Annotated in this window: 14 protein-coding genes, 1 tRNA gene and 2 rRNA genes (1 of these 17 cut by a window edge); 15 read left to right on the plus strand and 2 right to left on the minus strand. The window is 46.6% G+C overall.

Features of this window, described 5'->3' with window-relative positions:
- The 9 genes from ACZ5N7_RS14700 to ACZ5N7_RS14740 form a co-directional block, all read left to right on the plus strand.
- A 23S ribosomal RNA gene (locus ACZ5N7_RS14700) occupies positions 1 to 676 on the plus strand (it extends 2,250 nt beyond the left edge of the window).
- 209 nt (positions 677 to 885) lie between these two features.
- Positions 886 to 1,002, plus strand: a 5S ribosomal RNA gene (gene rrf, locus ACZ5N7_RS14705).
- A gap of 178 nt (positions 1,003 to 1,180) precedes the next feature.
- On the plus strand, positions 1,181 to 2,638 hold the full coding sequence (gene guaB, locus ACZ5N7_RS14710; protein WP_464655181.1) for an IMP dehydrogenase: 1,458 nt from the start codon (positions 1,181 to 1,183) through the stop codon (positions 2,636 to 2,638).
- Between the two features lie 110 nt (positions 2,639 to 2,748).
- Positions 2,749 to 4,041 (plus strand): D-alanyl-D-alanine carboxypeptidase family protein, encoded by a 1,293-nt coding sequence (locus tag ACZ5N7_RS14715; RefSeq protein WP_464655183.1) that lies wholly within the window; start codon positions 2,749 to 2,751, stop codon positions 4,039 to 4,041.
- 118 nt (positions 4,042 to 4,159) lie between these two features.
- A complete protein-coding gene (gene pdxS, locus ACZ5N7_RS14720) occupies positions 4,160 to 5,041 on the plus strand; it encodes a pyridoxal 5'-phosphate synthase lyase subunit PdxS (protein ID WP_464655185.1) in 882 nt (293 codons plus the stop codon).
- A gap of 27 nt (positions 5,042 to 5,068) precedes the next feature.
- Entirely contained in the window at positions 5,069 to 5,644 is a 576-nt protein-coding gene (pdxT, locus tag ACZ5N7_RS14725) for a pyridoxal 5'-phosphate synthase glutaminase subunit PdxT (RefSeq protein WP_464655186.1), read from the plus strand.
- 93 nt (positions 5,645 to 5,737) lie between these two features.
- Positions 5,738 to 7,018, plus strand: coding sequence for a serine--tRNA ligase (gene serS, locus ACZ5N7_RS14730; RefSeq protein ID WP_464655187.1), 1,281 nt, complete (start codon positions 5,738 to 5,740; stop codon positions 7,016 to 7,018).
- A 74-nt stretch (positions 7,019 to 7,092) separates the two neighbouring features.
- A tRNA-Ser gene (locus ACZ5N7_RS14735) sits at positions 7,093 to 7,179 on the plus strand.
- 638 nt (positions 7,180 to 7,817) lie between these two features.
- Entirely contained in the window at positions 7,818 to 8,330 is a 513-nt protein-coding gene (locus tag ACZ5N7_RS14740) for a hypothetical protein (protein WP_464655188.1), read from the plus strand.
- A gap of 612 nt (positions 8,331 to 8,942) precedes the next feature.
- Here ACZ5N7_RS14740 and ACZ5N7_RS14745 read toward each other — a convergent pair.
- Both ACZ5N7_RS14745 and ACZ5N7_RS14750 read right to left on the minus strand, forming a co-directional pair.
- A complete protein-coding gene (locus ACZ5N7_RS14745) occupies positions 8,943 to 9,419 on the minus strand; it encodes a CBO0543 family protein (protein WP_464655190.1) in 477 nt (158 codons plus the stop codon).
- A 661-nt stretch (positions 9,420 to 10,080) separates the two neighbouring features.
- Positions 10,081 to 10,914: a succinylglutamate desuccinylase/aspartoacylase family protein gene (locus ACZ5N7_RS14750; RefSeq protein ID WP_464655191.1), complete on the minus strand. Its 834-nt coding sequence runs from the start codon at positions 10,912 to 10,914 to the stop codon at positions 10,081 to 10,083.
- 690 nt (positions 10,915 to 11,604) lie between these two features.
- Here ACZ5N7_RS14750 and ACZ5N7_RS14755 point away from each other — a divergent pair.
- The 6 genes from ACZ5N7_RS14755 (at position 11,605) to ACZ5N7_RS14780 (ending at position 14,918) form a co-directional block, all read left to right on the plus strand.
- Complete coding sequence (locus ACZ5N7_RS14755; RefSeq protein ID WP_464655193.1) at positions 11,605 to 11,949, plus strand: hypothetical protein; 345 nt, start codon at positions 11,605 to 11,607, stop codon at positions 11,947 to 11,949.
- Between the two features lie 15 nt (positions 11,950 to 11,964).
- The gene (locus ACZ5N7_RS14760) at positions 11,965 to 12,114 is read left to right on the plus strand and encodes a hypothetical protein (RefSeq protein ID WP_464655195.1); all 150 of its coding nucleotides are present in this window, start codon (positions 11,965 to 11,967) and stop codon (positions 12,112 to 12,114) included.
- A gap of 21 nt (positions 12,115 to 12,135) precedes the next feature.
- Complete coding sequence (locus tag ACZ5N7_RS14765) at positions 12,136 to 12,291, plus strand: small acid-soluble spore protein P (RefSeq protein ID WP_464655197.1); 156 nt, start codon at positions 12,136 to 12,138, stop codon at positions 12,289 to 12,291.
- Between the two features lie 169 nt (positions 12,292 to 12,460).
- Positions 12,461 to 13,042 carry a thioredoxin family protein gene (locus ACZ5N7_RS14770; RefSeq protein ID WP_464655199.1) on the plus strand — a complete coding sequence of 194 codons (582 nt, stop codon included), beginning with the start codon at positions 12,461 to 12,463 and terminating at the stop codon, positions 13,040 to 13,042.
- Positions 13,043 to 13,192: 150 nt separating this feature from the next.
- Positions 13,193 to 13,900 (plus strand): ABC transporter ATP-binding protein, encoded by a 708-nt coding sequence (locus ACZ5N7_RS14775; RefSeq protein ID WP_464655201.1) that lies wholly within the window; start codon positions 13,193 to 13,195, stop codon positions 13,898 to 13,900.
- Positions 13,884 to 14,918, plus strand: coding sequence for an efflux RND transporter periplasmic adaptor subunit (locus ACZ5N7_RS14780; RefSeq protein WP_464655203.1), 1,035 nt, complete (start codon positions 13,884 to 13,886; stop codon positions 14,916 to 14,918). Before ACZ5N7_RS14775 ends, ACZ5N7_RS14780 begins: the two co-directional genes overlap by 17 nt.
- The last annotated feature ends 13 nt before the right edge of the window (positions 14,919 to 14,931 follow it).

The raw sequence follows: 14,931 nt of genomic DNA on the forward strand, positions 1-14,931 counted from the left end.
GATCGGGAACAGTGTCAGGCGGGCAGTTTGACTGGGGCGGTCGCCTCCTAAAGAGTAACGGAGGCGCCCAAAGGTTCCCTCAGAATGGTTGGAAATCATTCGAAGAGTGCAAAGGCAGAAGGGAGCTTGACTGCGAGACAAACAGGTCGAGCAGGGACGAAAGTCGGGCTTAGTGATCCGGTGGTACCGAATGGAAGGGCCATCGCTCAACGGATAAAAGCTACCCTGGGGATAACAGGCTTATCTCCCCCAAGAGTCCACATCGACGGGGAGGTTTGGCACCTCGATGTCGGCTCATCGCATCCTGGGGCTGAAGTAGGTCCCAAGGGTTGGGCTGTTCGCCCATTAAAGCGGTACGCGAGCTGGGTTCAGAACGTCGTGAGACAGTTCGGTCCCTATCTGTCGCGGGCGCAGGAAATTTGAGAGGAGCTGTCCTTAGTACGAGAGGACCGGGATGGACGTACCGCTGGTGTACCAGTTGTTCCGCCAGGAGCACCGCTGGGTAGCCAAGTACGGAAGGGATAAGCGCTGAAAGCATCTAAGCGTGAAGCCCCCCTCAAGATGAGATTTCCCAATTCAGTAAGACCCCTTGTAGACGACGAGGTAGATAGGTTCGGGGTGGAAGTGCAGCAATGCATGCAGCTGACGAATACTAATCGGTCGAGGGCTTAACCATAATACCCAAGAAAGTGACGCAAGGCTTCGAAGCATCTTCCGATTACTTTTCGGGGAGCCCCAAACCACTTGAAGGGAACTAAAAGAACAAAGACTTTACGTACGTTTCGCTGCTAGTTTTCAGGGAATAAACAAACTCAAGTGGATTCCGGGAGGATCTTGCGAGTTTGGAAACAGCCTTTGGCGAGGTTGTACCTGAACAGAATAACGTTTGGTGATCATGGCGAAGGGGAACCACGCGTACCCATACCGAACACGGCCGTTAAGCCCTTCAGCGCCGATGGTACTTGGACCGCAGGGTCCCGGGAGAGTAGGACATTGCCAAGCAACATGTAAAAAGAGTCCGCAGATGCGGGCTTTTTTTGCTTTTGGCATAAAAACTACATAAAAGACCATGATATCAAGTAATCCTGTGCTTTTGGCTTGACCGGAAAAAAGGCTTTTGATAATATTGCAATAATATACGCATGGAGAACGTTTTAATAAATGTAAGGAGGACTTTTTGGTGTGGGATAATAAATTTGCTAAAGAAGGATTAACCTTCGACGATGTTCTGCTGGTACCCCGAAAATCCAATGTGTTTGGTAAGGAAATTGATATCTCGACACGATTGTCGGAAACGGTAAAATTGAACATTCCAATGCTGAGCTCGGCGATGGACACGGTGACAGAATCACAGCTCGCTATTGCCATCGCAAGAGAAGGCGGAATCGGCATTATTCATAAAAACATGTCCATCGAGATGCAGGCTGAGGAAGTTGACCGGGTGAAACGCTCGGAAAGCGGTGTCATCACGAATCCATTTTCTTTGACGGCTAATCATAAAGTGTACGATGCTGAAGCTTTGATGGCCAAATACCGGATATCCGGTGTACCGATTGTTGACGAGCAGGGCAGATTAGTCGGTATCCTCACGAACCGCGACCTTCGTTTTATCCACGATTACTCCATTGAAATCAAGGATGTCATGACCTCGGAAGATCTAGTTACAGCTCCGGTGGGCACTACGCTCGCGCAGGCGGAAGAGATTCTTCAAAAGCATAAGATTGAAAAGCTTCCTCTGGTGGATGAAAGCAACGAGCTTAAAGGACTCATTACCATTAAGGACATTGAGAAAGCCATCCAGTTTCCTAACGCGGCTAAGGACAAGCAGGGCCGTCTGGTCGTCGGCGCAGCGGTAGGGGTCTCCAAGGACGTTATGGAGCGGACGACGGCCTTGGTGAATGCAGGTATCGATATGATTGTTGTAGACTCCGCCCATGGGCATCATATCAATATCCTTGAAACTGTCAAGAAAATCCGTAAACAGTATCCGGACCTGACGATCTGTGCAGGCAACGTGGCCACTGGGGAAGGCACGAGAGACTTGATTGAAGCAGGAGCTTCTATCGTAAAAGTAGGCATCGGGCCTGGATCGATCTGTACGACTCGTGTAATCGCAGGCATCGGAGTACCTCAAATCACAGCCATTTATGACTGCGCTCAAGCGGCGAGAGTATATAATGTGCCGGTTATCGCTGACGGAGGAATCAAGTTTTCTGGTGATGTCACCAAAGCGATTGCCGCAGGCGCCAAAGCCGTCATGCTTGGGAGCTTGTTCGCTGGTACCGAGGAAAGCCCGGGGGAATCGGAAATTTACCAGGGACGCAGATTTAAAGTATATCGCGGTATGGGGTCCCTTGGCGCAATGAAAGAGGGCAGTAAGGACCGCTACTTCCAGGAGAACGAGAGCAAGCTCGTACCGGAAGGCATTGAGGGCCGTGTAGCCTATAAAGGGCCTTTGGCGGATACCATTTATCAGTTGGTCGGCGGTTTGCGCTCGGGTATGGGTTACTGCGGCGCACCTAACATTGACGCTCTTATCAATGAAACACAGTTTGTCCGTATTTCCGGAGCAGGTTTGAGGGAAAGCCATCCACACGACGTGCATATTACGAAGGAAGCTCCCAACTACTCCTTGTAGAAGAAATGGTTACCAGACGAGACGGGGACTAATAAGTCCTTCGTCTTCTTTTTTTGCCTACCCCCCTGTGGTACAATAAGTAAGCATAAAATCGCGGGGAGTGTATAAATTTGAGCAGGTTTGGAATTGTAAAAAAGATATCTACCGTTTTAAGCGTAACTTTGTGCGTACAAGCAGTGAGCATGTTGGGGGCGGCTAAAAATGTGCACGCTGCCGAATCGATAGATTTAAAGCTCGAGGTTAAATCGGCGATTCTGATGGAAGCCAGCACAGGCCAGGTGATTTACGAGAGCAATGCGGATGAAGCTTTGCCTCCCGCCAGTATGTCCAAAATGATGACGGAGTATCTTGTAATGGAAGGCATCAAAAGCGGCAAGCACAAATGGGACGAAACCGTGACGGCAACTAAATATGCCAAGGATGTAATCGGATCAGGAGGGTTAATAGCCGAAGGGGAGAAACTGTCGATTAAAGATATGTTCTCTGCCATGTCCATTTATTCGGCAAATGATGCTTCGGTAGCTTTGGCCGAACATTATGGTGGAACGGAAGAAAAATTTGCACAAATGATGAACGACAAAGCTAAAGAGCTGGGCTTGTCGGACAAGGCTCATTTCATTAATGCTACAGGTCTCACGCGTGCGGATATCGGTAAGTATGCTCCAGCCGGTATCCAGGGAGAAACGATGATGACAGCCCGCGATGTCGCGACTCTGGCGTATCGCGTCCTTAAAGACCACAAGGAAGTGCTTGATTTTACAAAGATCACAAGCCAAAAACTGCGTCCAAAAGATGCCACGCCGATGATTAACTGGAACTGGATGTTGGAAGGAAACAGCAATAATGTGAACTTTAAAAAATATGCATATACCGGACTGGATGGGCTGAAAACAGGGCATACCGCAGAAGCGGGATTCTGCTTTACAGGTACGGCGGAGCGTAATGGAATGAGATTGATCAGCGTTGTGATGGGAACCCAGACGGAGCCCAAAAGATTCGAAGAAACGCGGAAGCTTCTAGACTATGGTTTTAACAATTATGAATTGAAGAAGATTCTAGACGCTAACTCTACTATAGAGGCGATGAAGACGGTGCCCGTTAAAAAAGGGAAAGAAACGGAAGCTCCGATCGTAACTGAAACCCCGATTACTGTTGTAGGCAGAAAAGGTGCAAATATTACGCCGAAGATCACTGTACAGCCGGTGGACAGCAGCAAACTGCTTGCTCCGATCGAAAAGGGAAAAGTTCTGGCTATCGCAACGGTGGAATACGACGATAAGAAGCAACAGGTCAACATGATTGCGTCCCAGAATGTGGAAAAAGGCGGATTTATCCGATTGTTTTTCCGAGGGATTAAAGACTTTTTTGCCGGTTTATTGGGACAAGTAAAAAACAAGTTATAATTTCCTTGATTAGTTGTATATTGGACAGGCTTCATGTAAAATAATTTTTTAGAAGTTTTCGTAATTTACCCGGATATAAGAGCAGTTTATGTTATAGAAGTTCAGGAGGAATGGAACTATGGAAACAGGAACATCCCGCGTTAAAAAAGGTATGGCCGAAATGCAAAAGGGCGGCGTTATCATGGACGTTATGAACGCCGAGCAAGCGAAGATCGCTGAAGCGTCCGGAGCATCTGCGGTTATGGCATTGGAAAGAGTACCTTCCGATATCCGCGCTGCCGGCGGCGTTGCCCGTATGGCGGATCCTACGATTGTGGAAGAGGTTATGAAGGTGGTCTCCATTCCCGTAATGGCTAAGGCGAGAATCGGCCATTATGTGGAGGCTAAAGTGCTGGAATCTTTAGGTGTGGATTATCTGGATGAAAGTGAAGTGCTGACTCCGGCCGATGAAGTGTTTCATATCAACAAGCGTGATTTCACCGTCCCTTTCGTTTGCGGAGCCAAGGATCTTGGTGAAGCGCTTCGCCGTATTGCGGAAGGGGCATCGATGATCCGGACCAAAGGGGAACCGGGAACCGGAAATATTGTCGAAGCTGTCCGTCATATGCGTGTCATTCTGGGACAAATCCGCAAGGTGCAATCCCTCGCACAGGATGAGCTTATGGCTGAAGCAAAAAACCTTGGCGTGTCATACGAGCTGCTGCAGCAGGTGCATGAAACGGGCAAACTGCCTGTCGTTAACTTTGCGGCCGGTGGAGTAGCGACTCCTGCAGACGCCGCTTTGATGATGCATTTGGGTGCGGATGGCGTGTTCGTCGGATCGGGTATTTTCAAATCGGAAAATCCTGAGAAGTTCGCCAAAGCCATCGTGGAAGCGACGACACACTACACAGATTATGCATTGATCGCTGAGCTGTCCAAAAACCTGGGCGCCCCAATGAAAGGCATCGAGATTTCCAAATTGGGCGCTGCAGAGCGTATGCAGGACCGCGGCTGGTAAACCGTTCGTAGAAAAGGAAGGATTGCAATGCAAATCGGAGTTCTGGCTCTACAGGGCGCGGTAGCTGAACATATTCGGATGCTGGAGCTCGCGGGGGCCCAAGGAGTGGCTGTAAAAAGAACCGAGCAGCTGAAAGATCTCCAGGGACTCATTATCCCTGGGGGCGAAAGCACCACGATCGGAAAGCTGATGAGAACCTACGGTTTTATGGATTCGATCAGAGAATTTTCAGAGCAAAAGAAACCTGTTTTCGGCACCTGTGCGGGAATGATTCTAATTGCGAAGGAAATCAGCGGACAAGACGAGGCTCATCTCAAGCTGATGGATATGAAGGTTGCAAGAAATGCATTTGGCCGGCAGCGGGAGAGCTTTGAAGCGGATTTGAAAGTGCAGGGCATTGACGATCTGGTAACAGCCGTATTTATCCGGGCTCCGCTCATTGAAAAAGTCGGATCAGATGTTCAGGTACTGTCGGAGCATAACGGCCAAATGGTCGCAGCGAGACAAGATCATTTATTGGCCGCTTCTTTCCATCCGGAGCTGACGGAAGATTACAGGATGCATTCTTATTTTCTCGATATGGTGAAGCAGTACCAAGGGTAACGGATAAATCAAGATGGAAAGCACCTTAACCTTTACTGAAAGGACCTAGGGTGCTTTTGCGATAAACTATTTCCCTTTTGGGAGGGGTCTTTGTTGTTCGATGTAAAATTACTTAGAAGCGATATGGAACATGTGCGGCAGGCAATGGCTAACCGCGGCAAAGAACCGGAGGAACTGAACCGGTTTGCCAGTGCGGATACTAAGCGAAGAGAACTGCTTCAGGAAGTCGAAGCTTTAAAAAACCGCAGAAACACGGTTTCTCAGGAAGTAGCTGCTTTGAAACGCTCCGGTGGAAACGCGGACAATTTGATTGAAGAGATGAAAGCCGTCGGCGATCGAATTAAAAGTTTGGATGATGAGATCCGGGTACTCGAGTCAGACCTGAATTCCATCCTCTTATCCATCCCGAATATACCGCATCAATCCGTACCGGTAGGCGCTTCGGAAGAGGACAACGTAGAAATTCGCAAGTATGGGGAAGTACCGGCTTTTTCCTTCGCTGTAAAGCCTCATTGGGAGGTGGCCCAGGAGCTGGGAATTCTTGATTTTGAAGCCGCTGCAAAGGTGACGGGATCCCGGTTTGTTTTTTATAAAGGGTTGGGTGCACGGTTGGAGAGGGCCTTAATCAATTTTATGATGGACCTGCATTCCAATGAGCACGGTTATGAGGAAATGCTTCCTCCGTATTTGGTCAATACGGAAAGCCTGACAGGAACAGGGCAGCTGCCTAAATTTGAAGAAGACGTGTTTAAAATAACGGATTCCGATTATTATCTGATCCCAACGGCAGAAGTGCCGGTTACGAATTACCATAGGGACGATATTCTGGCTCAGGAGGATTTGCCGAAGTATTTTGTCGCCTTCAGCGCGTGCTTCCGTTCGGAGGCGGGCTCCGCGGGCAGGGATACGAGAGGACTGATCCGCCAGCATCAATTTAATAAAATAGAGCTGGTGAAGCTTGTTAAGCCTGAGGATTCTTATGAGGAATTGGAGAAGCTGACTCAGAATGCGGAGAGAGTGCTTCAATTGCTGAAGCTGCCTTACAGGGTATTGTCTCTGTGTACGGGGGACATCGGATTCTCATCCGCCAAGACCTACGATCTTGAAGTGTGGCTGCCACACTCCAACACGTACCGGGAGATTTCATCCTGCAGTAATTTTGAGGATTTTCAGGCGCGCAGGGCGAACATCCGCTTCCGCAAAGATGCCAAAGCGAAGCCTGAATTTGTCCATACCCTAAATGGATCTGGCCTTGCTCTCGGCAGGACGATGGCCGCTATCCTGGAGAATTATCAGCAGGCGGATGGTACCGTTTTGGTGCCTGAAGTGCTTCAGCCTTACATGGGCGGAGCGAAGGTAATTGGCAGAAAATAGCCCTTGTACTCAAGGGCTTCGATATGATACAATGCTCTTTGTCACCGTGACGAATGTTCCTTGTGGAACATTTTGGAGAGGTGGTCGAGTGGTTTAAGGCAGCGGTCTTGAAAACCGCCGTAGGGGTGACTCTACCGTGGGTTCGAATCCCACCCTCTCCGTACCTGAATAAAAACGCCCGTACGTAAAGGTGTACGACTGAAACGCACTGACTGTTGAACAAGCGGTCTGGTGCGTTTTTTTGTTTTCATGACCGTTGGACTAGACTAATTCGATCTTCTATATCGGAGGTAAGTTCAATGAGTGAGAATGCCTTGAAAACAGGACGAAAACGGGGACAACGGAGGAACAATATTGACGTACCACAGCGGCTTCTAGACCGCCTGACTCCGATTTCTCTACATAACAGCAATTGTCATTACTTTACTAACTACAGCACTAGAAATAAGATTAACAAGTAAACATTTTAGAACTTAGCCGTTATTGGCTGGGTTTTTTTGTTAGCGGCGGTGCGGAGTCAAGTGCCTGTATGAGCATTTCTAGACCTGTTAGGGTGTATTTCCGTATTAGACGAAGAAAACGTGGCTCTGAATGGCTTCTAGGCGGTCTGACGTTATAACGTATGGGGGATGGTTTACACCAATTGATGATGTATCGTTCACAGTTAACCCCGATAGAACTTCCACTCCCACCATCGAAGAGTTATTTCTACTAAAAAGGAAGTAATAACAAACTTATCGAAATGTGTAATCGAATTGTATGGAGTATTTAATTGTTCTGTGTTTGGGGAGGGTGTATTATGCTTGGTAAATTTATGGTTGGTGACATTTTTCCGCATGAGAGTAATTTGTCGTCGTGGATAGTCATAGTTGCAATGATGTTAAACGACATTGTTCTCTCCACGAGTTCGCTTGAAAAAATTTTGGACGATAATGAAGCGACAAAGATTGGTGAGAGATTGTATTGGTTTCGTTTAGCCAGCTCCCATTATCGTGAGGGGATAAAATATCTTGTAGAAACCCATACAAAACCTTATGTAGTTCAGTTTGTGTGTGAACTTTCTGTAGAGGTACAAGAGGCGTACAAAATGATTTTGGATAATTCATCAAAACCCGATGAATCAACGTTATTTGGAAAAGATGTGGTTTCCACAAGGAATTTAACATTCCATTATCCTTGCCGTTCAGATGTAAAAAATGCTCTTGAGAAAATGGCGGATACTGAAGGTTCAATCGCCTTTAATGGTACATTAGTAGGAGTTATTATAAGGGCTTCTTTAAACTTAATTGAGGAACAGATAAACGAAAGTTAATCAACGGATATGGGAGGGGGATAATACCAATCAGACCATCTGGTTCAAATAACCCCGTAACACCTGCACTTCCAAGACCTCTCATATTCATCATGTTGCTGTTTTTACGAAGTCAATTATAAGGATGGCAATCTTGATTATTCCAATCATGTAAAGGATAACGATTCAATCGGAGCAGATTGGATAGACATAAGTTTGCTTAACGATGATAATTCGTCACCACTTGTTTTGGACGCTATAACTTGGTTAAAAAGAAATTATTTATTATCAGGTTTACGAAGATTGGACGAATGGGTAGTTAAATAAAACATGGAATTTATCAAGTCAAGGATTAAGTTTCTTTACCCTAAAGTGAAATCGATTGTATATTGTTACTGTTACCGCACAATGTCCTGCAGTTGACGGCGTAAGTTGTCCAGCTGGTGACGGTCAAGCTGTCCGCCCCAAGTTGCAAAGAAGGGAGAATCATTACAATGGATTTCTTTTTCTTTAGACTTGTGCTTTTAATATAATCCACTCTGGCATTGGCTGGCAGGGATTTTTTTCATCAAAATCCCACTTAACACCATCCCCAGCCCTACTAATTAGCAACAGGTGATTCCTAATTGAGAATTAAGTATTTGCTGTCCCTTTTTTAATAAACCACAAATAGTAACAAAGAGTTATAATGTCGAAAAGTAACATGGATAACCAAGACCAATACCATTCCCAACTAATATACTTGATAAGATTAGTGTATCGTTCAATTAACACTTCCCCTATGGTAATTGCTGTTGGAAACAGAGCAAACCAACCAATCTTAAGCCATATTGATTTTCGGAAAGGGAACCGTAGAACGAATATGATACAAACTGCAGGGTAAATAAAGTACTCGAACGAAAAACTGGTTGCTGTTGCAGTTTGAAACTCCCTGACTGGATATTCAATCAAGTGGGATTCAACAATTAACAACCCCGTCAACCATGTTAAGACCTGCTTGAACAAAAACAATACATGTGCTTCCCGAATCTTATCCCTTGGAGTGAAAAGAATAAGAAGCAATATGGTTACAACCCATGCTGAGATTAGAATTATTCTGTCTAAAAGCATTAATGATGCTCCTATTTCGAAGTTATTGCCTTAATATTTCCAAACATTAAAGCAGATAAACGTGAAGCACCAATCTTTGCGTTAATACTCAATTCCTCTTTAGTCCGGTACACCTGTTCCCGCAGATGTACGTACCAAGTAGGCATCCTTTTCCTTTACCGAGATATGGTCATTATATTCTGCAACTCTCGGACAGGCAATCCCGTCAGCACTTGGACATTACCTTTCAGCGGCAACAGTATTTCAATTCGAAAAGGTAAGTCACATTTGTATGGCTAATTCTCTTGTCGTTCCTCTAATGGGAACGATATTTCTATAAAAGAGCAGTTTCATCCAAAGCAGATCGCCCCGACAAGCATCATATCATACGATGGTGCTTTTTTTTGCCTTGGAGCGGATCTTAAAGGGTTTCTATGGGCGGCCTTCTTAAGCCTGAAAGGGCATTTATCGAATTAGAAGGAGATACGTGGCTATGAATGGCTTGTAGGCGTTGGCAGCGGTCTTGAAAACCACCGTGTCTTTGCGGGCACCGTGGGTTTGAATCCCACCCTCTCCGTAGAGCGAAAGGGAGCGAGAAATCGCTCCTTTTTGCGTTGCGGGGAAGGGTATTGGAGGAGTAGCGGTTCGTCGGAGACTAGTCTAGAGCATTTTTACAACGGTTTTAAAAACAAATTTGAAACGGGTTCAGGACAGGGTGTCCCTCGGGATACAGCTGGCTAAAAAAAGGCATACCCGGAAATGGAGGCTTTCCAGGGCTAACCTGCTTTTGCTTGTCAATGGGAGCCGCAGGGCGTTTTAATGGAGGGGCAGAGTTTTTCGTCATCAATCCGGATTCATGTAAAAGTTTATGGAGGATTTTCACCTGGAACTTTACTCGGTCAGCTAAAGGAAGGCTCCAGCACGTCTCCACGGTGATGGCTTTTGATTTTAACAGGCGGAATGCCGCGGTGCGACCCGATCCTGGTAATGCGCTCACACGTAAGTTAAAGTATCTTTCACTTTGGTCGATGGAACGATTTATCTGCTCCACAATTCGCCTGGCTGCAGGGATCGCCTTGCTTCCGGGATTTAGAATCAGCGTTTGTCCCAGAACCTTGGAATTTATGTTGGATAATCCGTTCGCTTCATGCAGATCAATATACCAGGACGGATGGAAGCGCTTTGTTAACCGAAATAACGCGGCTGAAAGCGGGTGACGCGCCGTATCGTTTGTTTTGCTCGGGAAGGTCCGATTCAAATCGGGAATACCTCTGATCTTCCGATGATATGCGTGTTGGTTGACAATGGGGACGATTATTAAAATACCGTTGTGAATCCGGAGGTCCCCTTTTTTCATCATATCTAATAGTTTATTCGCCGCGAGGATGCCTGCTTTTTCATTGCCATGAATACCTGCCGTGACCAATACTGTGTTTCCCTTAGACTTTCCCCTGATGATGTAATAGGATGTTTCGAACTTTTTATCTTTCGCTAATCTGTGTTTTGTTAGGGTCAAAATGAAGTCACCTCCCGGATAAACTAAAGTATGATGAGAATTTTGTGATGGCTATGGACTAATCAATTAAAATTTCTATTAGAAATACCTAATTATCCATAGACAGCAAAAAAGAAACGACGGTCCGGAGTTAGAGGCGGTCGTTTCTTTGTGGGACATTATCTTTTGCGTACAAATACCAATACATTCCCAGAGGAGAAAACAAGACTGAATCCGTTAGTCAAAAGACAGCGTTGAGCAAAAAGGACTCGTCCGCCAATAAATAAGAATCCTCTGCAAGGGAAAGCACTGCCAATGATACGGAAAGCGCTAATAAACCTAACACCTTTTACTCTGCGGAACTTAATTACGACCATATCGGTTCTTAGGATAGACATATTCTCTACACCTCGCTTTCTATTAAGTTACTAATAGATAATGCGAGTTGGACAAAGATGGTAACTGTTATCAGACCAGATATATTTTAAAATCCGCTAAGAGTTGCCTCGGATATGCCTGTTTCGTCACATAATCTCCAAATGATAATAACGGAAAGTAGGATAAAATTCGAAGGACGGCCCCCTTACGATAAAAGGTACCTTACCCTAACTTGCTGCGTTGCCAAAATTGACCGACGCCTTAGTCGTGCTTATTGACGCTGCATAAAAAAAGCTCCACTGCCGCATTTTAAGAATGTGGAGGTGGTTAGTAATGAGTCATGAGGAACTGAAAGTAGAGCAACAAAGGCTGGCGGAAGCTTGGGCCCGTATGCTGCCGAATACGCTGGAAGCTTCGGACAAGGCGAAAATATGGCCCGATGAAGCCGATCCACGTGCGCTGCGTATTCATATAACTTCAGCGGGCCGTTCCAGCTATACTTTTGATTTCAAGTGCACTTATGTCGATAACAGCGAAGTCAGGATAGAGCTCGTGGATGTAGAGAAGGACGACATTCATGTAGACGAGAGGACAGACATCATTCAGAGCTTGATTCAAGATTATGTTCGGCATATCCGTGAATGCGCATCCCAGCTCCACGGATTAACGGCGAGATAAGAGAGGACACACAATATGGGCACTTCCAAACCGGATGATAAAAATTTGCAAAATGTGGTCGATGACTTGGAACAAACTCGCGTGAACGGCCATCAAGATCAACAGCTGCAGCAGCAAACGAATGACCGCAGGCATCAAGATGCGCTTAATCACAAAGGCACTTAAGGAAACAGGAGGAAACGTGCTATGGTGAAGAAAATTCCCCCGCAGACCGTGGCTGCCCCTGGCCGTGGAGAGCGCCATAACGATCCGGATGACCATGGTGTGCAAGAACCTTTATCCGGCTCGAAAAAGGTGAAAAATCGTCAGCACAGCCGGGCCAATCACGGAGAAGGCAGCTAGGCATATGCTGTTTGGAACAGGGCTATGAGTCGTTTTTTATAATCATTCGTGTCAATATCCCCCTAAGAGGTTATATCCTTTTAGGGGTTTGGTTCGTTCAACCTATTTGAACCCCGGTACACAGGCATGTAAAATGAAGATAAACTCGTGAACCTAAGGAGGTGCCGCTATGTCTTTCACTCTGCCTATAGGCTCAAAGGCTCCGGATTTTTCTTTACCCGCAACGGACGGGAAGATTTACACACTCAAGGATTTCAAGGACGCTAAAGCGCTCGTTATTTTCTTCACCTGCAACCACTGTCCTTATGTGAAGGGGTCGGATGAGATTACAAGAAACACGGCGGAAACGTTTATTCCCCAGGGAATCGCTTTTGCAGCCATCAACTCCAACAGCGCCAGTACTTTTGAAGAAGATTCATATGATCATATGGTAGAAAAGATGAAGGAACACAAGTTCCCTTGGACCTATCTGCATGATGAAAGCCAGGAAACCGCCAGAGCTTATGGCGCCCTTAGAACTCCCCATTTTTACGTATTCGATCAGGAACGCAGGCTTATTTATACGGGACGCGGTGTGGATAATCCTAAGGACACATCAAAAATGACAACAAACGATCTCGAAAGAGTGCTCGAGGAGTTCACCACAGACAGGGAGATTTCTATTCCGCTTACCAATCCCATCGGTTGTAATATTAAATGGGAGGGCAAGGACAAGAAATGGATGCCTGAGGAAGCTTGCGATCTGTTGTAAAAAGGAAAACATGCTGCTAAAAAAGGATCTTAGGATCCTTTTTTTTGTTGGATTTGTGAAGTTATTTTGTGAAGTGTGCCAGTGACGGTAATCTTTGGAAGTAGTAGAGTATACATAATGAATTTATCCTTCTAAAAGGCAGGGTATTCCATGGAATCCACAGCGTATATAAAGGGGACTGCACCTATTCTGCAAGCAATAGGCATAACTCGTACGTTCGGCAAAGGAAATCAGGCCGTGCATGTGCTCAAAAACGGAAACTTGACCATCCCGCAAGGACGCTTGGTTGCGCTTAGAGGACGGTCCGGTTCCGGCAAAACCACGCTGCTGAACATTCTGGGCGCTTTGGATCGTCCGACGGATGGCACCATTCATTTTCTCGGCCAGGAAATCACGAAGTTGAGCGATAACAGGCGAAACGAGCAGAGAAGGCGGAATATGGGTTTGATTTTTCAGTCATATGCCCTGATACCCCTGATGTCCGCTTATGAGAATGTGGAATTCGGGCTGAGAATCGCCGGCTCGCCGGCTCGGCAGTACAAGCAATTTGCGGAAGAAGCTTTGGACTTTGTCGGACTCAAGCCGAGGATGAAGCACCGCCCATTTGAAATGTCGGGTGGAGAGCAGCAGAGGGTGGCCATCGCCAGGGCGATCGCGCACAAACCTCCGCTGCTGCTGGCGGACGAGCCTACGGCGGAGCTGGACAGCCGGATGGGGCTGCAGGTCATAAGGGTGTTCAAACAATTGGTGCAGCAGCACGGCATGACCATCATTTTAACGACGCATGATCCTGCCATCATGGATATCGTCGATCAAGTTTATGCATTGGAGGATGGACAAATTGTGGAAGAAAGATAATCCGATTGTATTTCGAATGCTGGTTGCCTGCTCTGTGGTTTTATTTGTATCGGGCTGCTCTATCGTTCCCAAGGAAGAACAAGCTCTGGCGCCTCCGCTAGTGAAGCCGAAAAAGGATGATATCCAGACTGTTGCCGTCAAAAAAGGCTCCATAGCGAAGCAGATTACAGCCGTGGCCACCTTCTTTCCGACCCAGAACCAAGACGTTTTTTTTCCGGAATCCGGAGGACGGATACGTTCGATTGATGTCAATGTCGGAGATGCTGTAAAAGCCGGGGCAGTGTTAGCTCAATTGGAGCCTGGGGACCTGGAATACCAGATTAAGATGCAGAAGCTGCAGTACGAGAAAGCAGATATCGCGCTTCAACAGGTCAAGTCCGGCAGTTTAGGGAATGCGGACTCTATCAGGACCAAAATGATCGATGTGGAGAAGGAAAAACTGCAGTTGGATCATCTGCAGGAACAATTGGCGAAGACCAAGCTGAAAGCCGCTATTTCCGGTATCGTCACCTATATCGATACGCTGAAGGGCGGAGATCAGGTAACCGCTTACAAGCCGGTAGTGACGATCGCCAATCCCAAGCAGCTTCAGCTCATTTACGATGCATCCAATCCGAACGACATCAGCTCTGTGCAGGTTGGGATGGAAGTAGCGGTTAAGGTGAAAAGTGACGCATATACAGGAAAAGTAGTGCAAACTCCATCATCCGCTCCTTTAAGCACGAACAAAACGGAATCGGAGCGAAACGCAAAGCGGTTAATTATCGCAGTAAACGGTCTTAAGGACGATGTCACCATTGGCTCTATGGCGGATATAGTCATTACAACGGAGATGAGAGACGATGTGTTAATCATTCCGCGCACCGGACTCAGGACCTTCATGGGACGCGATTACGTACAGGTGCTAGAGGGGGAAAGCCGCAAAGAGGTGGACGTGGAGAAAGGGATTGTATCTGCCACGGAAGTGGAGATTAGAAAAGGTCTGAAGGAAGGCAGCAACATTATTTTAAATAACTGAAGCCTGACTTGGA

This window comes from Paenibacillus sp. JCM 18996 (assembly GCF_055392555.1).